General features: G+C 61.7%; 24 protein-coding genes. 7 read left to right on the top strand and 17 right to left on the bottom strand.

All coding sequences use genetic code 11. The features are described 5' to 3' along the window. Positions 1-75 precede the first annotated feature (75 nt). From LIX93_RS25170 to LIX93_RS25130, 9 genes are all read right to left on the bottom strand, one after another. Positions 76-786, bottom strand: coding sequence for an OmpA family protein (locus LIX93_RS25170; protein WP_226506782.1), 711 nt, complete (start codon positions 784-786; stop codon positions 76-78). A 143-nt stretch (positions 787-929) separates the two neighbouring features. After that, the gene (gene pstB / locus LIX93_RS25165; protein ID WP_226506781.1) at positions 930-1706 is read right to left on the bottom strand and encodes a phosphate ABC transporter ATP-binding protein PstB; all 777 of its coding nucleotides are present in this window, start codon (positions 1704-1706) and stop codon (positions 930-932) included. Then, positions 1706-2524 (bottom strand): phosphate ABC transporter permease PstA, encoded by an 819-nt coding sequence (gene pstA / locus LIX93_RS25160; RefSeq protein WP_226506888.1) that lies wholly within the window; start codon positions 2522-2524, stop codon positions 1706-1708. The genes pstB and pstA overlap by 1 nt, the downstream gene beginning before the upstream one ends. A 47-nt stretch (positions 2525-2571) precedes the next feature. Beyond that, positions 2572-3567 (bottom strand): phosphate ABC transporter permease subunit PstC, encoded by a 996-nt coding sequence (pstC, locus tag LIX93_RS25155; protein WP_226506780.1) that lies wholly within the window; start codon positions 3565-3567, stop codon positions 2572-2574. 92 nt (positions 3568-3659) lie between these two features. Beyond that, entirely contained in the window at positions 3660-4679 is a 1020-nt protein-coding gene (gene pstS / locus LIX93_RS25150) for a phosphate ABC transporter substrate-binding protein PstS (protein ID WP_226506779.1), read from the bottom strand. A 362-nt stretch (positions 4680-5041) separates the two neighbouring features. Continuing rightward, positions 5042-6406 (bottom strand): DUF1329 domain-containing protein, encoded by a 1365-nt coding sequence (locus LIX93_RS25145; protein ID WP_226506778.1) that lies wholly within the window; start codon positions 6404-6406, stop codon positions 5042-5044. Positions 6407-6425: 19 nt separating this feature from the next. After that, the gene (locus LIX93_RS25140) at positions 6426-8321 is read right to left on the bottom strand and encodes a DUF1302 domain-containing protein (protein ID WP_226506777.1); all 1896 of its coding nucleotides are present in this window, start codon (positions 8319-8321) and stop codon (positions 6426-6428) included. Between the two features lie 141 nt (positions 8322-8462). Then, a complete protein-coding gene (locus LIX93_RS25135; protein ID WP_226506776.1) occupies positions 8463-10136 on the bottom strand; it encodes a fatty acid--CoA ligase in 1674 nt (557 codons plus the stop codon). A 218-nt stretch (positions 10137-10354) separates the two neighbouring features. After that, entirely contained in the window at positions 10355-10984 is a 630-nt protein-coding gene (locus tag LIX93_RS25130) for a LysE family transporter (protein ID WP_226506775.1), read from the bottom strand. A 131-nt stretch (positions 10985-11115) separates the two neighbouring features. Here LIX93_RS25130 and LIX93_RS25125 point away from each other — a divergent pair, with 131 nt between their 5' ends. Continuing rightward, on the top strand, positions 11116-12081 hold the full coding sequence (locus LIX93_RS25125; RefSeq protein WP_226506774.1) for a 2-hydroxyacid dehydrogenase: 966 nt from the start codon (positions 11116-11118) through the stop codon (positions 12079-12081). A gap of 33 nt (positions 12082-12114) precedes the next feature. Next, positions 12115-13113: a class I SAM-dependent methyltransferase gene (locus tag LIX93_RS25120; protein WP_226506773.1), complete on the top strand. Its 999-nt coding sequence runs from the start codon at positions 12115-12117 to the stop codon at positions 13111-13113. A gap of 26 nt (positions 13114-13139) precedes the next feature. On the opposite strand, the gene LIX93_RS25115 is transcribed toward LIX93_RS25120, so the two are convergent. The 4 genes from LIX93_RS25115 to LIX93_RS25100 all read right to left on the bottom strand — a co-directional run bounded on the left by LIX93_RS25115 (position 13140) and on the right by LIX93_RS25100 (position 15201). Beyond that, positions 13140-13955, bottom strand: a complete 816-nt coding sequence (locus LIX93_RS25115; RefSeq protein WP_226506772.1) for a M48 family metallopeptidase — start codon at positions 13953-13955, stop codon at positions 13140-13142. 136 nt (positions 13956-14091) lie between these two features. Continuing rightward, positions 14092-14712: an SOS response-associated peptidase gene (locus LIX93_RS25110; RefSeq protein WP_226506771.1), complete on the bottom strand. Its 621-nt coding sequence runs from the start codon at positions 14710-14712 to the stop codon at positions 14092-14094. Positions 14713-14758: 46 nt separating this feature from the next. Then, positions 14759-15019 (bottom strand): DUF2007 domain-containing protein, encoded by a 261-nt coding sequence (locus LIX93_RS25105; protein WP_226506770.1) that lies wholly within the window; start codon positions 15017-15019, stop codon positions 14759-14761. Then, on the bottom strand, positions 15019-15201 hold the full coding sequence (locus tag LIX93_RS25100) for a CPXCG motif-containing cysteine-rich protein (protein ID WP_226506769.1): 183 nt from the start codon (positions 15199-15201) through the stop codon (positions 15019-15021). Before LIX93_RS25100 ends, LIX93_RS25105 begins: the two co-directional genes overlap by 1 nt. 126 nt (positions 15202-15327) lie before the next feature. Here LIX93_RS25100 and LIX93_RS25095 point away from each other — a divergent pair, with 126 nt between their 5' ends. Both LIX93_RS25095 and LIX93_RS25090 read left to right on the top strand, forming a co-directional pair. Further along, positions 15328-16494, top strand: a complete 1167-nt coding sequence (locus tag LIX93_RS25095) for a 1-acyl-sn-glycerol-3-phosphate acyltransferase (protein ID WP_226506768.1) — start codon at positions 15328-15330, stop codon at positions 16492-16494. Positions 16495-16697: 203 nt separating this feature from the next. Beyond that, positions 16698-16904: a hypothetical protein gene (locus LIX93_RS25090; RefSeq protein WP_226506767.1), complete on the top strand. Its 207-nt coding sequence runs from the start codon at positions 16698-16700 to the stop codon at positions 16902-16904. Positions 16905-16995: 91 nt separating this feature from the next. On the opposite strand, the gene LIX93_RS25085 is transcribed toward LIX93_RS25090, so the two are convergent. Further along, entirely contained in the window at positions 16996-17571 is a 576-nt protein-coding gene (locus LIX93_RS25085) for a YajG family lipoprotein (RefSeq protein ID WP_226506766.1), read from the bottom strand. Positions 17572-18350: 779 nt separating this feature from the next. Here LIX93_RS25085 and mqo point away from each other — a divergent pair. Then, complete coding sequence (gene mqo, locus LIX93_RS25080) at positions 18351-19865, top strand: malate dehydrogenase (quinone) (protein ID WP_226506765.1); 1515 nt, start codon at positions 18351-18353, stop codon at positions 19863-19865. Positions 19866-19998: 133 nt separating this feature from the next. On the opposite strand, the gene LIX93_RS25075 is transcribed toward mqo, so the two are convergent. From LIX93_RS25075 to LIX93_RS25065, 3 genes are all read right to left on the bottom strand, one after another. Then, complete coding sequence (locus LIX93_RS25075) at positions 19999-20286, bottom strand: PA4642 family protein (protein WP_226506764.1); 288 nt, start codon at positions 20284-20286, stop codon at positions 19999-20001. 69 nt (positions 20287-20355) lie between these two features. After that, positions 20356-20829, bottom strand: a complete 474-nt coding sequence (locus LIX93_RS25070) for a hypothetical protein (protein WP_226506763.1) — start codon at positions 20827-20829, stop codon at positions 20356-20358. Positions 20830-20996: 167 nt separating this feature from the next. Beyond that, complete coding sequence (locus LIX93_RS25065; protein WP_226506762.1) at positions 20997-21554, bottom strand: hypoxanthine-guanine phosphoribosyltransferase; 558 nt, start codon at positions 21552-21554, stop codon at positions 20997-20999. 163 nt (positions 21555-21717) lie between these two features. On the opposite strand from LIX93_RS25065, the gene upp reads away from it, so the two are divergent. Both upp and LIX93_RS25055 read left to right on the top strand, forming a co-directional pair. Beyond that, entirely contained in the window at positions 21718-22356 is a 639-nt protein-coding gene (gene upp / locus LIX93_RS25060; RefSeq protein ID WP_226506761.1) for a uracil phosphoribosyltransferase, read from the top strand. Positions 22357-22358: 2 nt separating this feature from the next. Next, positions 22359-23624: a uracil-xanthine permease family protein gene (locus LIX93_RS25055; RefSeq protein WP_226506760.1), complete on the top strand. Its 1266-nt coding sequence runs from the start codon at positions 22359-22361 to the stop codon at positions 23622-23624. The last annotated feature ends 73 nt before the right edge of the window (positions 23625-23697 follow it).

The following is a 23697-nucleotide window of genomic DNA, read 5'->3' as shown; positions in this document are numbered from 1 at the left end:
CGCTGAAAACCAGCGACGGATAATCCACACGCCCACAAAAAATCCCGCCGGAAGCGGGATTCTGGGATGCGGCGATTACTGCTGAGGCGCCTGCTGGTACTGCTGACCGGGGATCGGCTTGAGGTTGACCTCGACCCGACGGTTCTGCGCCCGGCCATTGGCATCGGCGTTGCTGGCGATCGGCTGATCAGGCCCGGCACCGCGCACCGACAGGCGCGAGGCATCGATGCCCTGGGAGGTCAGGTAGGTGCTGACCGCCTGGGCGCGCTGCAACGACAGGTCCATGTTGTGCTGGCGACTGCCGGTGCTGTCGGTGAAGCCGACGATCTCGATGGTGTTTTCGTTGAACTGCTTGAACGAGGTGGCCAGATTATTGAGCGGCGCATAGAAGCTGCTGGCGATCGCGGAAGAATCAGTACCGAAGGTGATATTGCCGGGCATGATCAGCTTGATCTGGTCACCCTGGCGCTGCACCTCGACGCCGGTATTGGCCATGCTCGCACGCAGGGCCTTCTCTTGCCGGTCGGCGTAATAGCCATAGCCGGCCGCCGAGGCACCGACCACCGCCGCACCGATCAGCGCGCCTTTGCCACGGTTGTTATGGTCGATCGCCGCACCCGCTACAGCCCCTGCCAGCGCCCCAAGGCCACCGTACTTGGCGGTCTTGCTCACGCCCCCGCCCTGCTGAGCCTGGCCCTGATTGTCATAGGGATTGCCCTGCGAAACACAGCCCGACAGCATGGCAACGGCGGTGGCGGCGATCAACAAGCGATGCGAGGTGAACATGGAAAACTCCTGGGCAGTAATTCGAAAGGCAGAAGACAGATGCTGCACAACTCTGCTTGGAGTTTGACCCATTTGTGAAGAAAAATTCCGTGACAAGATTTTTAACCGCATATTGCGAATGGCCTGCCAGGCAGGCCGCGCCATCAACCAAAGCGCCCGGTAATGTAATCCTCGGTCTGAGTCTTGCTGGGTTTGGTGAAGATGGTGTCGGTGTCGCCATGCTCGATCAGCTCGCCCATGAACATGAATGCGGTGTAATCCGAGCAGCGCGCGGCTTGTTGCATGTTGTGAGTGACGATGATCACAGTGAACTGCTCCTTGAGCTCGGTGATCAGTTGCTCGATGCGGCCGGTAGAGATCGGGTCCAGCGCCGAGGTCGGTTCGTCGAGCAGCAGGACCTGCGGGCGCAAGGCGATAGTGCGGGCAATGCACAGGCGTTGTTGCTGACCACCCGACAGGCTCTGGGCGCTTTGCTTGAGCTTGTCCTTGACCTCATCCCACAACGCGCCGCCACGCAGAGCCTGTTCGACGCGCTCGTCCATCTCGCGGCGCGAGAGCTTTTCGTGATGGCGCACGGCGTAGGCAATGTTGTCGTAGATCGACATCGGGAACGGCACCGGCTTCTGGAACACCATGCCGACGTTACTGCGCAGGCGGTTCATCGAGTAGTGCGAGTCGAGGATGTTCTCGCCATTGAGCAGCACCTGGCCGCGCGCCTCTTGCTTGGGGTACATGGCGTAGATGCGGTTGAACACGCGCAACAGGGTCGACTTGCCGCAGCCCGACGGGCCGATGATGGCGGTGACGTGCTTTTCCGGGATGTCCATGTTGATCTTCTTCAACGAACGCTGATCGTTGTAGTAGAACTCCAGATCGCGGACCTGAATCTTGGTTTGCGGAGCCGCAGGAAGAACATTCATCAGTGAGACCTATTGCGCAAAAGGATTAGGCGAGAGAGCAAGCTGAGCATCAACACGAACAGGGTCAGGACCAGCGCACCGGCCCAGGCCAGCGAGTGCCAGTCGTCGTAGGGGCTCATGGCGTACTGGAACACCACCACCGGCACGCTGGCGATCGGCTTGAGCAGGTTGCTGCTCCAGAACTGGTTGCCGAAGGCGGTGAACAGCAGCGGCGCGGTCTCGCCGGTAATACGCGCCAGGGCCAGGATCACCCCCGTCACCACCCCGGCCTTGGCCGCCCGCAGAACGATCTGCAAGGTCAGCTTCCATTGCGGGACACCCAGTGCCAGGGCTGCTTCGCGCATGGTGGAAGGTTGCAGTTGGAGCATTTCGTCGGTGGTCCGCACGACCACCGGGATGACCAGCAGCGCCAGAGCCAGCGAGCCGGCGAAGGCCGAGAAACCGATCTGATGATTGCTCAAGGCACTCATCGGCAGAATCACCCCGGTGTACACGAACAGCCCCAGCACGATGGACGGCGCCGACAGCAGGATGTCGTTGATGAAGCGCACGGTATTGCCCAGCTTGCTGTGGCGCGCGAACTCCGCCAGCCAGACACCGGCCGCCAGGCCGATCGGCGTACCGATCAGCAAGGCGATCAGCGACATCAGGGCGCTGCCGTAAAAGGCGTTGGCCAGGCCACCGGCGCTGCCGGGCGGCGGCGTCATTTCGGTGAACAGGGCGAGGTTGAGCGCGCTGGCGCCCTTGATAATGGTGGTCAGCAGAATCCACACCAGCCACAACAGGCCGAACAGCGTGGCGGCGCAGCTGAGGACCATCGCAAGGCGGTTCTTCAACGCGCGCTTGCGATAAATGCTTTCGTTACTCACAGGCCCTCCTTGCGCGACAGGCGCATCAGCATCAATCGCGCCAAGGCCAGCACGACGAAGGTCACGACGAACAGCAGGAAGCCCAGGGCAATCAGCGAAGAGCGGTGGAGGTCGGTATACGACTCGCTGAACTCGTTGGCGATCACCGAGGCAATCGAGCTGCTGGGCATCATCAGCGAAGAAGAGAACTGGTGAGCGTTACCCAACACGAAGGTCACTGCCATGGTTTCCCCCAACGCCCGGCCGAGACCCAGGAAAATACCGCCGACCACTGCGGTGCGGGTGTATGGCAGGACGATGTCCCAGACTACTTCCCAGGTGGTGCCGCCCAAGGCGTAGGCCGACTCCTTGAGCGCCGATGGCACGGTGCGGAACACCTCGTGCATCACCGAGGTAATGAACGGAATGATCATGATCGCCAGCACGATACCGGCGGTGAGCATGCCGATCCCCAGTGGCGGGCCCTGAAACAGACTGCCGATCAGCGGCAGTGCGCCGAGGTTGTCGTTGATCCAGGGAGCCATGTACTCGGCCATGAACGGGCCGAAGATGAACAGGCCCCACATGCCGTAGATGATCGATGGAATGCCCGCCAGCAGTTCGATGGCCGAAGCGATCGGCATGCGCAACCAGGGCGGCGCTACTTCAGTAAGGAAAATCGCGATGCCGAAGCTGACCGGTACGGCGATCAACAGGGCGAGAAAAGAAGTCACCAGGGTCCCGTAGATAGGCACTACAGCGCCGAAATGGCCGCCTACGACGTCCCACTCGGTGCTGGTCAGAAACCCGAAGCCAAAGGTCTTGAACGCTTCGAATCCACCCCACAGGGTCGATCCGGCAATACTGGCCAGCAACAACAGCACCAGCATGGCAGCGCCTTGCATCGTACGGCGAAACCAGACGTCATGACGATGGTCGCGGGCGGCACGCTTGTCGCCCGGACTGTCGCTCTTGGAGATCGCAGTGGACAGGTATTGAGTGTTTTCGGTCATGTCAGGTCCACTCGCAGAAAAAGCCCGATCCGGATACCCCCGTGGGGGCACCCGGAAAGAGCGTTACAGTCTTGGATTTCAACGGGATCGAATCACTTGTTGAAATCGGATTTCCAGTAGCCTTCGATCTTCGCGACCAGCGATTTCGGCAGGGCCACGTAGTCCAGCGAAGCGGCTTGTTCCTGACCGTTTTCCAGCGACCATTTGAAGAAGTCGAAAGCGGCCTTGCTTTGCTCGGCGTTCTTCGGCGTCTTGTACATGATGATCCAGGTGGTAGCGGTGATCGGCCATGCGGCCTCGCCCGGGGCATTGGTCATGATCAGGTTGAAGTCTTTGGCGCTCGCCCAGTCAGCGGTATCGGCAGCGGCACCGAACGCCTTGGCGCTAGGTTCGACAAACTTGCCCGCAGCGTTTTTCAGCTGGGTGTGAGCCATTTTGTTCTGCAGTGCATAGGCGAATTCGACATAGCCGATCGAGCCCTTGATCTGCTTCACGTAGGCCGAAACACCTTCGTTACCCTTGCCGCCCACACCCGCTGGCCACTGCACGGTGGTACCGAACTTGAGCTTTTCGTTCCACTCGGGACTGACCTTGGACAGGTAGTTGGTGAAGTTGAAAGAGGTACCCGAGCCGTCCGAGCGGTGCACGACGGTGATGGCCTGGTCAGGCAGCGTCACGCCAGCGTTCAGCGCGACGATGGCAGGGTCGTTCCACTTCTTGATATCGCCCATGAAAATCTTGGCCAGGGTCGGGCCGTCCAGTTTCAACTTGCCCGGCTCGACGCCTTCGATGTTGACGACCGGTACGATACCGCCGATGACGCTAGGGAATTGACCCAGGCCGGCGGCCTGAAGGTCCTCTGCCGACAACGGCGCGTCGGAAGCACCGAAATCGACCGTGGCTGCCTTGATCTGCGCGATACCGCCACCCGAACCGATGGACTGGTAGTTGATGCGGTTAGGCGATGCCTTGCTGTAGTCCTGGGACCACTTGGACACCACCGGAAATACGAAGCTCGAACCTGCACCCGTTACATCAGTCGCATGCGCCATGCCACTCAGGCACAACGAAGCCAGCAAAATCGAGAGACGATTTTTGGTCAGCAGAATCACGGCAACACCTCAGTCAAGGGATTTGTGGGAAAGCCCACTGGAGAAGACGTTGCAGATTTAATGCTTTGAATGTGTAAGTTTGATGACAGTCAGTCGAATGCTTTTGTGACAGTGGGCGGGGTGCCACTATGGAGAGGGGTCGGGCAGGTAAAAAAATATTTATGGATGGAGGATCAGGGTGTCCGTTGCGGCCCCTTCGCGGGCAAGCCTTGCTCCCACCTGAGTACGACACCACCTCCGTGGGAGCCGAGCTTGCTCGCACCTGAGTACAACACCGCCTCTGTGGGAGCCGAGCTTGCTCGCACCTGAGTACGACACCGCCTCTGTGGGAGCCGAGCTTGCTCGCGAAGGGGCCGGGCCTGCTAGCGCACACCCTCCTGACGCAACGCTGCAGGCGTGAACTCGCTGGTGCTGGCCGGCACGCCGAACTGGTAGCCACGGGCCTCCTCGTTCTTCAGGCCCAACGCCACGTAGCGCCCGGCCTGCAGGTCGTAGAGCACCTCGAACGCATACCAGGGCACCTGGTTGTTGTAGTAGTTTTCGGCATGGGCTTCGGCCACCCGCCACAGCTGCCCGCGGCCATCGTAGTGATCGATGATCGCCGCTTGCCAGGTGTCTTCGTCGAAGTAGAAGTCACGCTTGGCGTATACATGCCGCTGTCCGGGCTTGAGTGTGGCGACCACGTGCCAGACCCGGCGCAGCTCGTAGCGCGCCAAATCCTGATTGATATGCCCAGCCTGAAGTATGTCTGCATATTTCAAGCTGGGCGAATCCAGCGCATAACTGTTCTCCGGGATGTACAACTCCTGCTTGCCCACCAATTGCCAGTCGTAGCGATCCGGGGCGCCATTGAACATGTCGAGGTTGTCGGAGGTGCGCAAACCGTCGGCGGCGGTCCCAGGCGCGTCATAGGCTGCTTGCGGAGCCCGTCGAACGCGGCGCTGGCCGGCATTGTAGAGCCAGGCTTCACGAGGCTCGGCAACCTGGTCCAGGGTCTCGTGGACCAATAGCACGCTGCCTGCCAGACGTGCAGGCGCAGTGACTTCCTGCTTGAAATAGAACAGCACATTGCCCGGATTGGCCGGATCGAAATCCTTCATGCGATCCCGGAACACCAACTGCTCCTGCAGCGATACCGGGCTGAACGAGCCGTTTTGCTGTGGCATCGCCTGGATGATCGAACGCTTGATGCTGCCACCGCGATAACGGGTGATGTGATTCCAGATCACTTCCAGGCCGTTGTGCGGCAGCGGGAAAGGCACTGCACTGCTGAAGTCCTGCAAGCCGTTGCCATCGGATACCAGCGTGGTTTGCGTCGCGTTGCGGCGGATGGCGGCAAAGACCTCCTCCGGCACCGTAGCGCCGCGATGGGAGGTATAGACCGGCATCCGATAGCTGTCCGGATAGCGCTTGAACAGCGCCATCTGGCCTGGGGTCAGCCGGGCCTTGTACTGCTCGACATTCTGCGCGGTGATGACGAACAGCGGCTTTTCGTTGGCGTACGGATTGCCCAGAAAACCACGGTCGTCCACTGGCGCGGCGGTCTTCGCCATCGGCGTCCAGGGCGGGATGGAGCCATCGGCATTGCCTGCACGCTCGGCCCCCATCGGCGTCAGGTTGGCACCCAGGTGCTTGGCCTCGGCGGCGGACACCTCTGCCAACACGTCAGCGGCGAACAGGGCCAGGCTGAGGATGCCGATCTGTAACAGGACTTTGGTAGCGTTCATCGAATCAAGCCCCCGGGCGCTAGAAATTCACACCGAAACTCAGTGAAGCGAAGTCCCGATCATCGACCGTACTGTATTTGCCATCAAAGAAATTGGTGTACGACAGGCTCGCTGTGTAGGTGTTCTGGTATTCGGCATCGAGCCCGAGACTGACCGCTTTGCGGCCCTCTTCGAAGTTGCCCCCCGGGCCCGGCGAGTAACCGTCGACGTCGTGAGACCAGGCGATGTTGGGTTTGAGGTTGACCCCGGCGATCACGTTGTTGAACTCCCAGATCGCCCGCGCCCGGTAGCCCCAGGAATCGGTGGTGGTGTAGCCGTCGTTCTCGCAATAGCGGCTGACGCCGTTCTGCCCGGTGCCGGCCAGGGTCGCGCTGTTGAGGCGCTGACAGGTGCCGTTGCCCAGCGGGCCGGGGCCGTAACTGGCGTCGCGGCCGTAGCGCAGCTTGGAGGTGCTGTCCAGCCCACCGACGTGGGTCCAGCCGACTTCACCCACCAGGGTCAGGCGGTCGGCGCCCATCACCTGATCGAAGAAATGCGTGAGGCTGGTCTGCACCTGGGTGATCTCCTTGCGGCGATAACCCTGCTGATCGCTGCCCGGCGTGCCGGTCAACTGCGAGACGCCGGGCACTGCCAGACCGGAATACAGAATATCCGTGGTGTTGATCTGGATCGGCGCATTGGGCCGGTAGCTCACTTCACCATTCCAGGCCGTACCCGACGGCAGCGTGGTGGCGAAACTCAAGCCGTACAGGCGAATGTCCTCGGGGTATTCGAGGTAGTAATTGGAGTTGGCCGTGACCACCGTCGGCACCAGCGACCGGGCCGCGGCCGGCGACAGCCCGGCGGCCTGCAACGCGGTGGCGCTGGAGTAGGCGCTGGCCGGCGCAGCGTGGCCGCTGAACATCGGCAGGCGGCTGTGGTAATTCATGAAATAGGCGCCGAACTCGGTGTCGAGCGGGTCATAGAGGTAACGCAGGGCCAGGCCGAACTGACCGCTGTCGCGGGCATCGCGATCGGCGCCGCGATGCACGATCACGCCCTCGTCCGGCGAGCCATAGCTGACTCCCTGAGCCGCCAGGGCCGCTGCCGCGGCGGTGCGCTGCCCGGCAGGCAGGCGCGCCAGCGTGGCGCTCTGGGTGCCGAGCACGCCGAGGTTGTCGTTGCAGCCGCCGGTGATCACATCGGACTGCGAGAAAAACGTGCCGCAGTTGTCATTGACCGTCGCCTTCCAGCCGATTTGATAGAAGCCCTCGGCGGTGAGATTGTCGGTCAGGCTCTGGGACAGGTAGAACATGTTGACCGGGATCAAGCCTTCCTTGATCTCGGCGCCGGGACGACGAAACGCCGAAACATCGATCGGGTTGATGCTGTTGATGCCGCCGCCGATGAAGGTGCTCTCGCCCCAGTTGACCACTTGCTTGCCCAGGCGCACGGTGCCCGGCAAATCGCCAATGGCGAAATTGTGGTAGACGAAGGCATCGAGAAACTCGGCGCCCGACGACCGAGCGCTTTGTTCGCGCCCCGAGTCGCTGATATCGGCGAACCGCTGGTTTTCATCCTTGAGCTGAAAGTCGTACCAGTACTTGCCGCGTACGAACAGGCCGCTGTCGCCGTATTTCAGCTCGAGGTCGTGCACGCCTTTGAAGATCTTGCTGAAGGCGTCGCCGGCCTTGTAGTTCAAGCGGCCGTTGTCTGCGGACTGCGATAACCCCACGCCGCCATTGTTGGCGCCGATCAGATGGCGATCAGGGTTTTGCGTCGACCAACTGGAGCCGATCGACAGCGAGGAATCGAACTGCCCCTCGACATCGCCAACGTTGAACGCGATGCCATACGCCGGCGCCGCCAGCGAAGAGGCGAAGCCGATGGCCAATGGCAGCTTGGCCAGCTGCCAAAGTGAAGGTGCTGAGGCCATTGGCCCTCTCCCACGGATAATGTCATTTGGCCAACGTCAAAGCGATGACAAGCCCGAAAGCGGGATTGTAACAAGCCATATGCAGGAAGGCAGGTCCTCAATGAAGAGTTTTCACGGCCATCAGGTCCTCACCTGCATCGCTCACAATGACGACAGGAACGGACTGTTATCGGCCTGCCAGGCCAGGACTTCAACCCGGATTCGCTTCTTGTCGAGCTTGCCGACGCTGGTCTTGGGGATCTCGCCGACCACCGCGATCTGACTCGGGATGGCCCACTTGTTGATCAGGCCCAATTCGACGAACGGTAGCAAGTGCGCCTTGAGCGATTGCGCATCCAGTGTCTGACCGTCACGCAGCACCAGCAATGCGAAGGGCCGCTCGCCCCATTGCGCATCGGCCATGCCCACCACCGCCACCTCGCGCACGCCGGGATGACGGCTGATCAAGTCTTCGAGCTCTAGCGACGAGACCCATTCGCCGCCGGTCTTGATCACGTCCTTGATACGGTCGCGAATATCGATCACGCCCATGGTGTCCAGGGTGGCGACGTCACCGGTGTGCATCCAGCCGCCGTCCCATAACTCGGCGCCCTTCTGCGGCTCGCGCAAATACCCCATGCTCAACCAAGGTGCACGCAGTACCAGCTCACCTTGGGTTTCGCCATCGGCCGGGAGAAAGTTGCCGTCGCTGTCGACGATGGCGGCATCCACCAGCGGCACGGGCACCCCGGCCTTGATCCGGTAGGTGACGCGCAGCTCGTCGGTGCCGGCCTGGAGTTCTTCGTTGAAATGCGCACAGGAGATCAACGGGCAGGTTTCCGACATGCCGTAGGCGGCGGTCAGCTGAATACCGCGAGCCTTGGCCGCTTCGTAGAGGCCGCGATTGAGGGCGCTGCCACCGATGATGATCTTCCAGCCGCCGAAATCGGTGTCCCCCTTGGCGTTGAGCAGCATCTGCAGGATGGTCGGCACGCAATGGGAGAAACTGACCTTTTCCGTGCGCCACAGATTGACCAGCATGTCCGGCTCGTAGCGGCCGGGGTAGACCTGCTTGATGCCCAGCATGGTGGCCACGTACGGGATGCCCCAGGCGTGCACATGGAACATCGGCGTGATCGGCATATAGACGTCATCGGTGCCCATCAGCCGTACGCTGTCGATGCTGCCGGTAATGGTGGCCGCTGCGAGGGTATGCAGCACCAACTGACGATGGGTGAAGTACACCCCCTTGGGGTTGCCGGTGGTGCCAGTGGTGTAGAACGTGGTGGCCACCGAGTTTTCATCGAAATCCGGGAAGTCGTACCGGCTGCTGGCGCCCGCGAGGAGTTGCTCGTATTCACCCACCAGATTGGGCAGCGCGGCGGTCTTTTCGCTGCCATCGGTCAGCAGCAGGGTTTTCTCCACCGTGGTCAATTGGCCCGCCAACGCCTGAAACAGCGGCACGAACTCGCTGTTGAGCAGCACCAGTTTGTCCTCGGCGTGGTTCATGGTGTAGAGGATCTGCTCGGGCGACAGGCGCACGTTGATGGTGTGGATCACCGCGCCGATCATCGGGATGGCGAACATGCATTCCAGATAGCGGTGGCTGTCCCACTCCATGACCGCCACGGTGTCGCCCGGCTGCACCCCGGCGGCGACCAGTACGTTGGCCAGGCGCGAGATGCGTTCGGTGAGGGTCGGGTAGCTGTAGCGCACTCGATCGCGGTAGACGATTTCGCGGGTTTTCTCGTAGCGGCTGCCCGACAGCAGCAGGCGCTTGATCAGCAGGGGGAAGGTATAGGCACCGTCAGCGGGTGGAATAACGCGAGTCTGCATCTCGGGAGTCCTTTGGCTAAGTGCGAGAGTCTGATGATTACCCTAGCACTGCATGCCAATTTCGCCCGTAGGACCTGTCTGACAATGGTGTCTGAACCGGCCTCTTCGCGGGCAAGCCTTGCTCCCTCAGGTGTTCGACTCTAGTGCTGTTTGCTCTGTGGGAGCAAAGCTTGCTCGCGAAGAGGCCATCGGCACCAACGCAAATTTAACTGACTCGCTTAATGCATCTCGGTCAGCGCAATTTTTACACCCAACGCAATCAGCACAGCCCCCATGGTGCGGTCGAACCAATGGCCCATGCGCGCGAAACCGGCTCGCACCCGCCGCTGGCTGAACAACAGCGCCACCAGGCAGAACCACGCCGCCGTGGCCACTGCCAGATACACGCCATAACCGGCCTGCACCGCCAGCGGCGTATGGGGGTTGATCACCACGGTGAACAGCGACAGGAAAAACAGCGTGGCCTTGGGATTCAGGCCGTTGGTCATGAAACCGGCACGGTAGGCCGCGCCCGCTGAACGCTCGACCGGCAGCGCGGCGACGGTTTCTGCGCCCGCAACTGCCGGCTTGGCGCGCAAGGCCTTGAAACCGATGTACAGCAAATAGGCCGCTGCCAGCCATTTGAGCAGGTTGAACAGCACGATGGACTGCGACACGATCAGGCCGATGCCCAGCAACGAATAGCCGACATGCAGGAAAATCGCCGAGCCCACGCCCAGTGCGGTCCAGGTGCCGGCGCGTCGACCGTGGGCTACGCTTTCGCGCACCACCACGGCGAAATCCGGACCGGGGCTGGCCACTGCCAGCAGGTGAATCAGCGCCACGGTCAAAAACTCTGCCCAATACATGCCACTACCTCACGATTCATTCAGAAACAATTCTTGTAGGATGACCCATCTCGAACACCCTGTAGCGAGGGCCAAGCCTCCTCGTTACACGATCATAGAAGCTCCACCACGGATCAGGACAGGTACAGTTGATGAGCAATCTTCGCCGCGCGGTTTTTCTCGACTACAGCACACTGGATCTGGGCGATCTCGATTTCGCCCCGCTGCATGCAGCCTTCGACGATCTGCAGCTGCACGCCAGCACCCTACCCGAGCAGACCATCGCGCACCTGCAAGGCGCCAGCGTGGCCATCACCAACAAGGCGGTGATCGATGCCACTGTGCTCCAGGCCTGCCCCGACCTCAAGCTGATCCTGATCGCCGCCACCGGCACCAACAACGTCGACCTGGCGGCGGCCCGCGCCCAAGGTGTCAGCGTCAGCAACTGCCAGGGCTACGGCACGCCGTCGGTGGCCCAGCACACCCTGATGCTGCTGCTGGCCCTGGCTACCCGCGTCAGCGACTACCAGCAAGCCATCGCTGCGGGTGCGTGGCAGCGCTCCAGGCAGTTCTGCCTGCTGGACTTCCCGATCGTCGAGCTCGAAGGCAAGACCCTCGGGCTGCTCGGCCAAGGCGAACTGGGCAGCGCCGTCGCGCGGCTGGCCGAAGCCTTCGGCATGCGCGTGCTGCCCGGGCAGATTCCCGGCCGCCCGGCACGCCCCGACCGCATGCCGCTCGATGAGTTGCTCGGCCAGGTCGATGCACTGACCTTGCACTGCCCGCTCAACGAACATACCCGGCACATGATCGGCGCCCGTGAATTGAACCTGATGAAACCCGGCGCCTTTATCGTCAACACCGCCCGCGGCGGCATCATCGATGAGCAAGCACTGGCCGACGCGCTGCGCCGCGGCCAACTGGGCGGCGCTGCCACCGACGTACTCAGCGTCGAGCCGCCGGTCAACGGCAACCCGCTGCTGGCCGACGACATCCCGCGCCTGATCGTCACCCCCCACAGCGCCTGGGGCAGCCGCGAGGCACGTCAGCGTATCGTCGGGCAGTTGGCGGACAACGCCGCAGGGTTCTTTGCCGGCACGCCGCTGCGACAGGTGAACTGATAGACTGCCGGACTTTTTTTCAGGAGCCATTTCATGGACCCGCGCAGTGAAGTGTTGCTTCGTCAGGCCGATTCTTTTCAGGGTCGCTGGCTGATGGCCGGTCTCCCGGCCGATGACTTGCTTGGGCAACTGCCCCAGGCCTGCGGCTGGAGCTGGCATGCCGGCGACCATGCCGCCCTGGAGGCACGCTTCGCCGGACGCAGCCACTTCGGCACCGAAGCACCGAATGACGAGATCGACGGCGCGGTGCTGTTTTTGCCCAAGGCCCGCGACCTGACCCACTACCTGCTCAATGCCCTGGCCTCGCGCCTGGCGGGCCGCACCTTGTACCTGGTCGGCGAAAAGCGCGGTGGCATCGAGGGTGCGGCCAAGCAACTGCAGGACTTCGGCAAGCCGCGCAAGATCGACAGCGCCCGGCATTGCCAGTTGTGGGCGGTAGATATCGAGGTCGCACCGCAACCGTTGGCCCTCGAAAGCCTCGCGCAACGTTACGAGCTGGAGCTGGCCGACGGTCCGCTGAGCGTCATAAGCCTGCCTGGGGTGTTCAGTCACGGCCGGCTGGATCGTGGTACCGCGCTGCTGCTCGATTTCCTCGACGGCTTGCCGACCGGGCATGTGCTTGATTTTGGCTGCGGCGCCGGGGTGCTGGGGGCGATGATCAAACGTCGCTACCCGCAATCCCAGGTCACCCTGCTGGACGTCGACGCTTTCGCCGTGGCCAGCAGCCGCTTGACCCTGGCCGCCAACGGCCTGGAAGGCGAAGTGCTCATCGGTGACGGTATCGACGCCGCCCCGCAGCCACTGGCAGCGATCCTCAGCAATCCGCCGTTCCATACCGGCGTGCACACCGATTATCGCGCGTCGGAAACCATGCTGAAAAAATCCCGCGAGCATCTGCAAAAAGGCGGCGAGCTACGAATCGTCGCCAATGCTTTCCTGCGCTATCAGCCGCTCATGCAGGAGCATGTCGGGCCCTGCAAGACGCTGCACGAGGGGGGTGGGTTCAAGATCTACAGCGCCATCCGCGGCTAAATCGCTGGCCGCAGAAGGCGCCGGTCTCAGGATTTTTTCGACTGCTGATACAGCGGCATCACCTTGGGGATCGCCGCTTGCAGCGAACTGATGCGGTTGGCCGACGCCGGGTGGGTGCTCATGAACTCCGGTGGTGCCGAGCCGTTGGCGGCGGCGCCCATCTTGTTCCACAAAGTGATCGCCGCGTTCGGGTCATAACCGGCCCGCGCCGACAGCTCAAGGCCGATGAGGTCCGCTTCGTTTTCATTGCTGCGGCTGTTGGGCAAGGTGAGGCTGTACTGCACCACCGTATCGGCCAACTGCAGACTGTTCTCGCCCAGCCCCAGCAGCGCACCTGCTCCCTGACGCGCCATCTGCACGCCATAGGCCTTGGACATGGCTTCGCGGCCATGCTCGCGCAAGGCGTGGGCGATTTCATGACCCATTACCGCCGCCAGCTCGCCATCGGTGAGTTTGAGCTGATCGATCAGGCCGCTATAAACGATGATCTTGCCGCCGGGCCCGCAATTGGCATTGAGCTCGTCACTTTTGATGACGTTGACCTCCCACTGCCATTGGGCTGCATCGGCACGCAATTTGGGCGCCTGGGCGATCAAGCGATCGGCGATCGCCCGCACGCGCTTGGCATCGGCGGTGTCCTTTTCGAGCACGCCCTTGCTGCTCGCCTCACCGACTGTCTCCTTGTAGGACTGGGCGTACATCTGGTTGACCTGATCGGTCGACAACATGCTGAACATGTACTGTTTGCGCTCGACACCTACGGCGTCGCCATGGGTGGTGTTGACCGCCTGGCAGCCCGCCAGGGCAATGGTGGCCGACAATGTAACTAAAACCTTACGCATGACGCTCTCCCTGAAAAATGACCGATAGCCTAGGACGGCCGCGCCTTGGATGCCAGTTTTCAGATAGAAAATCAACAGTAGGTGTCAGATCCGATACATGCGTGGATGATCGGCACACATGACAGAACTGCGTGCATTACGCCGGCGTCAGACACTCCGGCGCATTGAGCTTGGGATCGTTGATCAGATTGGCCAGCGGCCGTTCGCGCAACGGCTGCTGCGGGCTGGCCAGCAGCGAATGGAGCACGGCCACGGGCGTTGCGGGGTCGAGCCAGGCGGCTTGCCCAGCCGCATCGAGCAGCAAGGGCCGACGCTGGCTGGCGGCCGCTTGAGTGACCACCGCCGTACTCAGCCAGGTATGCCCTTCTACCGGATAAGCCTCCCATACCGCTGCGAAAAACAGCGACGAGCCCTCCCCCGGCGTCAGCCAGAACGGCTGCTTGCGCAGCGTACCGCGCCATTCATAAAAACCGTTGGCCGGGATCAGGCAGCGGCGCAAGCGAAAGGCGTCGCGAAACATCGGCTGCTCGGCCAGGGTTTCGGCGCGGGCGTGGGCCGGCGTGCGCGACAGATCGGTCAGCCATGGCGGGGTCAGGCCCCAACGCGCTCTAACCAATTCGCGCCCTTCACCGGCAACACGCTGGATCAACACGTTGTCGCCGGGTGAAATATTCCACTGCGCCTGCTGGTCGGCGGGGAACCCCGGCAGCGCGGCGAACGACGGCGACCAGCGGAAAAGGGCAAAACGTCCACACATGGCTAAACACAACTCTCGGCAAAGGGTGCCATCGACACCGGCAGGCTCAACACAGCAGCTCGCCCGCGTAGTTCTCGGGCTCATCGCCCAGGACCGGCAGGGCACTAGTGTACTCGGCGATGAGCTGGCGTGCGTACTCGGCCTGGTCATTGTCGACCGTCATGCCCAGCAAGCCCATAGCGGGCAGCTCGCCCATGCCGCCCAGCAGATCACGCCCGGCCAGGTGCGCGTTGATGCCCTCGCTGGCAAGCATCGACAGGAGCATCTCGGCTTCCATCAGGTTGGCCGGCTCGTAGATGCGCTGCATCACTCGTTCTCGCTGTAGACGTCGAGTTGCCATTCCTGGCCATCGGTCTGCAGGACAAAACTGATCGGCCGGCAGCACACCGGGCAATCCTCGATGTACTGCTGGTCGCCACCGGAAAGGTCCAGTACCGCCTCGGCCGGCTCGCCGCAATACGGGCAATCATAGGGTTCGGTTTCGAGCATCAGGGCCTCGTTGATCAGTTATGCGTATAATCGGCGGTCTGCTGCAGGGTCAGTCGTGCCGCCGAGAGCGTATCGCCCGGTGTTCGAGCCCTGCCTAATTACATTAGCCGTTTCCAACAAGAGAGCATGATGGGCGAATTCGATGCCATCCGACCGTACGACGATAGCGAAGTCGCAGCTGTTCTGAAGCGTCTGCTCAGTGACCAGGCGTTTCTCGATATCCTCGTTCATTTCCGCTTCCCCAAATTTGCCGGTGCCCTGGGTTGGTTGCTCAAGCCCATGATCGCCAAGAAGCTGCGCCGTGAGTTCGCCGGCATCGACAGTGTCGCTACCTTGCAGGACAAGGTCGAGTTCTACGTCGACCACACCATCGATCGCGCCACAGACGGTGTGACTTATACCGGCGTCGAGCAGTTCAAGTCCGGTAGCGCCTATCTGTTTTTCGCCAACCACCGCGACATCGTCATGGACCCGGCCTTCGTCAACTATGCCGTATACCACGCCGGCTTGCCGACCCCGCGTATCGCGATTGGCGACAACCTCCTGCAAAAGCCTTTCGTCAGCGATCTGATGCGCCTGAACAAGAGCTTCATCGTGCACCGCTCGATCATCGGCCGACGCGAAAAACTCGCGGCTTACCAACTGCTGTCGGCGTACATAAACCACTCGATCCGCAGCGATATCGCCTCGATCTGGATCGCCCAGGCCGAAGGCCGCGCCAAGGACGGTGACGACCGTACCGAGTCGGCGATCCTGAAGATGTTCCACATGAGCCGCAAGGACGAGCCATTCGGTGAAGTCATTCAGTCGCTCAACCTGACCCCGGTGTCGATCAGCTACGAATACGACCCCTGCGATCAGGCCAAGGCGCGCGAGCTGTATATCCGGGCCACCACCGGCAGCTATACCAAGGCGCCGGGCGAGGATGACGTCAGCATCGCCCTGGGCATCACCGGCTACAAAGGCCGCGTGCATGTGAACTTCGCCGCGCCGATCAGTGAGTCGTTCGAGGACACCAAGTTGTTGGCCATCGAGATCGATCGGCAGATCCTGGGCGGGTACCGATTGTTCCCGGTGCACTACCTGGCCTACGCGCAGTGGGCCGAAGCCGATCCGGCGCTGCAGGTGCCTGCCGCCAGCACGCTGTTCCCCGCCGATGAACTGGAGCGCGCCAAAGCCGAATGGCAGCGCCGTCTGGATGCCTGCCCGGTTGAGCAGCGGCCCTACCTGGTGCTGCAATACGCCACGCCGGTGCGCAATCAGTATCGGGTCAAGGCGGGTATTCCCCTTTGATTCGAGGGTAACCTCACGGGCCTCTTCGCGAGCAAGCTTTGCTCCCACATATGTACACCTGTGGGAGCAAAGCTTGCTCGCGCAGAGGCCAGCAACATCACAACAAAATATCACCGCGCCGCTAAATCCCCCTGTCACACGCTCGTCATTCAAACAAGCCATGCTGCTGCACCGAATCGAACCGGATTGCCACGGAGCTTGTCATGCTGCACGCCCAGAACCAGGATCGCCTCTACCTGATCGCCCCCAGTGACGAGCAGGAAGCGTTGATCGATGCCCTCGCCTTCAACGTGCAAGACCGCAACTGGCTGGTCTATTGCGCCTTGGGCGGCCATCAGCACGAGCACTGGCCGGAGCTCGACGCGGGCACCGGCATCAGCATGCTGGACTTCTCCGTCGAGGCGGCCTGAGCCGTCGTACAGGCCGCTGCCCAGGCATCACGCGCCCACTAAAAAGCCCGCCCCATCGATGAGATGGCGGCGGGCTTTTTACGTCAGGCGCTTACTGAGACAGCTTCTGGCCGATGGTCGGGTCCTGGAACAGACGGGTCAGCGCGTCGCTCAATACATCGCCGACAAGCTTGGTGTTGGTCTCCTGATTCGGCGCCATGCCGAAACGCTGGTTCAGCGACGCGGCGTAACGGCCACTGTAGCTGCCGCCCGAGTTGCGTACATCGGCGCGGAAATTGGCGCTGATGGTCGCTTCGGTCACGTACATGCCTTCTTTAGGCGACTGGTACTTGAGATCCGTCAGGGTCACGGTCAGCTGCGGGCCGTTGCTGCTCGGGGTGAACCCCAGCAAACGCACGGCGGCTTCGGTTTGTGCCTGCAGCTTGGGCACTATGTCGTTGGCATTGACGGTCACGGCGCTGGTCTCAGGGTACAGGCCACCCCGAGTACCGAGGGTCGGCGAAGCACGGCCATCGACCACGCGCACCACCACTGGCTGGCCGTGGCCGACCGCCGCCAGCTGCGCGGTCACGCGAGGTTGCGGGCTGAGTTGCTGCGGGCTGTTGGCACAACCGGCCAGCGTCAGGGTGGTCACTGCGATCAAACCGAACAACAGGCGTTGCAACATGCTCAAGTCTCCAGGGTTAGGCACTAGCGGCGCAGTATAGCGGGCGCGACAGCCGCGCGGTACAGCCTCGATTCCTAGACCCTTGTTACCGCTGGCCGTTCCCGTCATCGGGCTGTAACCCGCGCGTGCCGTGGGTCTCGCCGGACCGTGATGTGGGCACGCAATAAAAGTCCATAAATCAGGACAAATGCGCGGCGTTCGCCGTTATAATCTTCCCCCGATTATAAGGACGTCTCCTGATCGGGCCTCGCAGCACCGCCAATGCTCAGCATTTGCCCCCTCGCACCGCCCACAGAGAGCCGCCCACAAGGGTCAAGCATTACAGTGTGCCTGCCTGTTCGGTACTCTTGTCTTGATCCCAGGGTTGCGCCACACGCTGCACGGCGAACCTTTTTTTGAGGTTCACGACTCCAAAAGAGCGTGAAAAACACGGGTTTTCACAACTTCACAAGAGTGTGGCGAGCAAAATGAACAATATTGCATCAGCAAATGCACCGTTACTCCGTCCATCGCGTCTGGGGCCCCAGTCGCAAGCACAGACCCAAATGAACCGACCAGGCAGCTCCTGTTCACAACAAGAGTGACGCATCGAGTGTTTCCGGCCGTCTCGACCAATGGTCGAATTGCCTGCCGCGCGCTGACGTGAGTTCATACTCACTCTGGCCGGACAGCAGACGCCCGCTGACACTGCAAGGATTTTGCTACGAATCGGACATGGGCTGTCCAGAATCAGGATCCCATGTTGTCAATTTGGTGCTGAAGATTTTGGAGACGCGTTAATGGCGCAGAATGAAGCAGTCGATGCAGTACTGGTAGGCGCGGGCATCATGAGTGCCACCCTGGCCGTACTGCTCAAAGAGCTTGATCCGACCCTGCGACTGGAAGTCGTCGAGCTGATGGATTCGGGAGCCGCCGAGAGTTCCAACCCCTGGAACAACGCCGGCACCGGCCACGCTGGCCTGTGCGAGCTGAACTACACGCCACAGGCTGCCGACGGTTCGATAGACATCAAGAAAGCCGTACACATCAACACCCAGTTCGAGGTGTCCAAGCAGTTCTGGGCCTACCTCACGCAAAAGAGCACCTTCGGCTCGGCCAAGTCGTTCATCAGCCCCGTCCCCCACCTGAGCTACGTCGAAGGCGACAAGGGCGTGGCCTATCTGAAAAAACGCTTCGAGGCGCTCAAGCCGCACCACGCCTTCGCCAGCATGGTGTACACCGAAGACAAAACGCTGATGGGCGAGTGGATGCCGTTGATGATGCCCGGCCGCCCGGCCGACCAGCACATCGCCGCGACCCGCGTCGAAAAAGGCACCGACGTCAACTTCGGCGCCCTGACCAACAAGCTGCTTGGCCATCTGGCCAGCGCCGCCGATGCCCAGGTCAAGTACTCCAAGCGCGTCACCGGCCTGCGCCGTAACGGCAGCGGCTGGACCGTCGACATCAAGGACGTCAACAGCGGCAGCACTCGCCAGCTGGATGCGCGCTTTGTGTTCCTGGGTGCGGGCGGTGCGGCATTGCCGCTGCTGCAAGCCTCGGGCATCGAAGAGGGCAAAGGCTTCGGCGGCTTCCCGGTCAGCGGCCAGTGGCTGCGTTGCGACAACCCGGAAATCGTCAAGCAGCACCAGGCCAAGGTCTACAGCCAGGCCGCCGTGGGCTCGCCACCCATGTCGGTGCCGCACCTGGACACCCGTGTGGTCGATGGCAAAAAATCGCTGCTGTTCGGGCCTTACGCCGGCTTCACTACCAAGTTCCTCAAGCACGGTTCGCTCCTCGACCTGCCCAAGTCGGTACGCGCCGGCAACCTCGGCCCGATGCTGGCCGTGGCCCGTGACAACATGGACCTGACCAAGTACCTGATCAGCGAAGTGATGCAGTCCATGGAGCAACGTCTGGAATCGCTGCGGCGCTTCTATCCGGGCGCGCGGGCTGAAGACTGGCGCCTGGAAGTGGCCGGCCAACGTGTGCAGATCATCAAGAAGGATGCCAAGAAAGGCGGCGTGCTGCAGTTCGGGACCGAGCTGGTGTCAGCGGCCGATGGCAGCCTGGCAGCGTTGCTGGGCGCCTCTCCGGGCGCGTCCGTCACGGTGTCGATCATGCTGGAGCTGATCGAGCGCTGCTTCCCTGAGCAGTACAGGTCCGAGGCCTGGACAGCCAAGCTCAAGGAAATCTTCCCGGCGCGGGAAAAGGCCCTCGAAAGCGATGCCGAGCTGTACAACCGGGTCAGTGCGCAGAGTAATACGCGGTTGGAGCTGGTTCAGGCGACACCAGAGCCGATCGTTTCATCGCTCTGACGCTGTCTGACGCTGATGGGCTGGTCGTACCGGCCCCTTCGCGGGCAAGCTCTGCTCTCACAGTGTCAAGCGCACACCTGTGGGGGCAAGGCCTGCCCGCGAAGAGGATCGTGAGAGCGCCATCTGTGCTCGATCAACCGCGGGCTTTTTCGATCAATTCAATATATTCCGGCGCGTTGCGCTGATCCTTGATCAGCTCGATGAAGGTCTGGCCGTGCTCGTCCTTGCCGTCAAGATCAAGGCCGGCTTCGCGGAAGAACACCAGAAAACGCTCGAAATCATCCACCCGCAAACCGCGGTATGCCTTGATCAGCTTGTGCAACGAAGGCGAAGTGGCATCGACGGGTTCGAAATCCAGAAACAGCTTGATTTGCCCATCGCCAATCTCGTCACCGATCACTTGCTTCTTGTCTTTACGCATTGCCGACTCCAACTTGCTGTCGCGGTCATTTCACGGGGCACGCAGTTTATACCTGCCTGCAGCCGACACTCAACGCGCGCGTGGGCCGCCGATGGTATGCAGGTCGGCCCAGATGTGGCCGTTGGCGTACGTGAGGAACTGCACGTAGACCGTTTCATTGCGCAGCATGTCGATCAAGCTGCGGTACATCGACAACGGGTAGTTGAGGGTGAGGGTCTTGGTGTCGTCGTCGAACGCCGGTTTTTTCAGGCTTTTGCTTTCACCGTCGAAGGTGATCAGCACCTGATTGAGCGTCGCCGCCTTGGCCAGGGATTTGCCCTTCAGGCGCAGAAACAGCGGCGCCGTCACCGGGATCGGCTGCTGATTTGACAGCCGTTCGTTGCCCGCGACGATGGAATACTCGGTCACCTGCAACAATTGCTGTTGCTCAGGCTCGCCTTCGCGCAGCGACTGGTCATCAGGGGGCAGGTACTGGGAGTGCAAAGGGGCGGCAGCCAGGGGCAGGCTGACGAGAACAGCGAGGGCGGCAACGGCAAGGCGCATGGCAGGCTCCAGATCGGCAGGCCTGCACTTTAGCACGGTGAATTAGAGCCCGAAGGGCAAAGACCGCTCTAATGTAGGAGTGGGCTCTGCCCACGAAGCAGACACCGAGGTGCCTCGACATGCGCCTCCCTGGGTAGAGCCCAGTCCCACAGTGGCGCGTGAAACGCCTAGAGCCCCTTCACCGCGTAGATCCCGGCCGCGTTGCGCCAGTAACCCTTGTAATCCATGCCGTAACCGAAGATGAACCGATCGATGCAGGTCAGGCCGACGTAATCGGCCTTGAGATCCGGGCTGGCCTTGCGATCGTGCAGTTTGTCGATCAACACGGCGGTGTGCACCGCACGGGCGCCGGCATGCTTGCAGAAATCGATGATGGCGCTGAGGGTGTGCCCTTCGTCGAGGATGTCGTCGATGATCAGCACATCGCGGTCGATAAAGGAGATTTCCGGCTTGGCCTTCCAGAACAGATCGCCGCCGCGGGTCTCGTGGCGATAGCGCGTGGCGTGCAAGTACGAGGCTTCCAGCGGGAAATTCAGATGGGTCAGCAGCTTGCCGGCGAAAATCAATCCACCGTTCATGACACAGAACACCACCGGGTTGGTGTCGGCCAGTTCGCTGCAGATATGTGCGCCGACACGGGCGATGGCCGCCTCGAGTTCAGCTTCGCTGTACAGGCAATCGGCCTCGCGCATGACTTGACGGATGTGCTCGAGATCAGCGGACATGGCGCTCTCCTGGGGGGTGGCGGAATAAAAGCGGGCAAAGGTACGCACCCGCTTCGATCAGATCAAGCTTTTCTGGACTAACGTCCTATGTGCTCACAGACACATTGTGTCGAATAGATTAATCTAGCCCGCATTTTTCTGACCGATCAGGGAGTTTTTTCACATGTCCATCCGCGAAATCCGCCATCCGCTGATCCGCCACAAAATCGGCTTGATGCGTCGCGCTGATATCAGCACCAAGAATTTCCGCGAACTCGCCCAAGAAGTCGGCGCCCTGCTGACCTACGAAGCGACCAAGGACCTGCCCCTGGAAACCTACAACATCGAAGGCTGGGCCGGTACCGTCGAGGTCGAGAAGATCGCCGGCAAGAAAATCACCGTAGTGCCCATCCTGCGAGCCGGCATCGGCATGCTCGACGGCGTGCTCAGCCTGATCCCGGGCGCCAAGGTGAGTGCCGTGGGCATCGCCCGCAACGAGCAGACCCTCCAAGCGCATACCTATCTGGAAAAACTGGTGCCCGAGATCAACGAGCGCCTGGCGATGATCATCGACCCGATGCTGGCCACCGGCGGCTCAATGGTCGCCACCATCGATCTGCTGAAAAAAGCCGGTTGCCAGGACATTCGCGCCATGGTCCTGGTCGCGGCGCCAGAAGGCATCGCCGCAGTGGAAAAAGCCCACCCCGACGTGCAGATCTACACCGCCTCGATCGACGAAAAGCTCAACGAACACGGCTACATCATTCCCGGCCTGGGCGATGCCGGCGACAAGATCTTCGGCACCAAGCAGAAGGACGGTTAAGCATGCAGGACGAGTTCAACGACCCGCTGTGGCGCCAGATTCTGTCTGGCGCGCAGATGCTGTTCGTGGCCTTCGGCGCCCTGGTGCTGATGCCACTGATTACCGGGTTGGACCCCAACGTGGCGCTGTTCACCGCCGGCCTGGGCACGCTGCTGTTCCAGATCGTCACGGGGCGGCAGGTTCCGGTGTTCCTGGCCTCGAGCTTCGCCTTCATCACCCCGATCATTCTCGCCAAGGGCCAGTTCGGCCTGGCCGAGACCATGGGCGGGGTGATGGCAGCAGGCTTCGTCTACACCTTCCTGGGCCTGGCGGTAAAAATCAAAGGCACCGGATTCATCGACCGCCTGCTGCCGCCGGTGGTGATCGGCCCGGTGATCATTTCCATCGGCCTGGCCATGGCGCCGATCGCCGCCAACATGGCGATGGGCAGAGCCGGCGATGGCAGCGAGCTGATCCCCTACAGCACCGCCATGCTGATCTCCATGCCGGCACTGCTGACCACCCTGCTGGTGGCGGTGTTCGGCAAAGGCATCTTCCGCCTGGTGCCGATCATCTCAGGCGTGCTGGTGGGCTTTGCCCTGGCATTCTGGTTTGGCGTGGTCGACACCGCCAAGATCGCCGCCGCGCCCTGGCTGGCCATCCCGCACTTCACCGCGCCAGCGTTCAATTGGCAGGCGATTCTGTTCATCGTGCCGGTGGCCTTGGCGCCAGCCATCGAGCATATCGGCGGGGTGATCGCGGTGGGTAGCGTGACCGGTCGCGACTACCTGAAAAAACCGGGATTGCACCGCACGTTGCTGGGTGATGGCATCGCCACCACAGCCGCCGGACTCTTCGGTGGACCGCCCAACACCACCTACGCGGAAGTCACCGGCGCGGTGATGCTGACCAAGAACTACAACCCCAAGATCATGACCTGGGCAGCGGTGTTCGCCATCAGCCTGGCGTTCATCGGCAAGTTCGGCGCGTTGCTGCAAAGCATCCCGGTGCCAGTGATGGGCGGGATTCTGTGCCTGTTGTTCGGCTCGATCGCGGCGGTGGGGATGAATACCCTGATCCGCAACCAGATCGATCTCGGTGAAGCGCGAAACCTGGTGATCGTTTCGGTGACCCTGGTGTTCGGGATTGGCGGGGTACTGATCGGTACCGGGACGGGGCCAAGCGACTTCGGCCTGAAGGGGATTGCACTGTGCGCGGTTGTAGCGATTGCCTTGAACCTTCTGCTGCCAGGTGGCGGTGAGTGGAAGAAGAACACCCCTGAGCTTTGATCAAGGCACCGCCCCGCTTGTGGGGGGGGGCGGTCTGGGCCCGCGAACTATTCAAACAGCTCTGCGGGCGCAG

It is taken from the genome of Pseudomonas sp. MWU16-30317 (genome assembly GCF_020515695.1).
GTDB lineage: Bacteria > Pseudomonadota > Gammaproteobacteria > Pseudomonadales > Pseudomonadaceae > Aquipseudomonas.
Note: the sequence above shows the minus strand (reverse complement) of the source record. Positions and strands in the feature narration are given on the sequence as shown.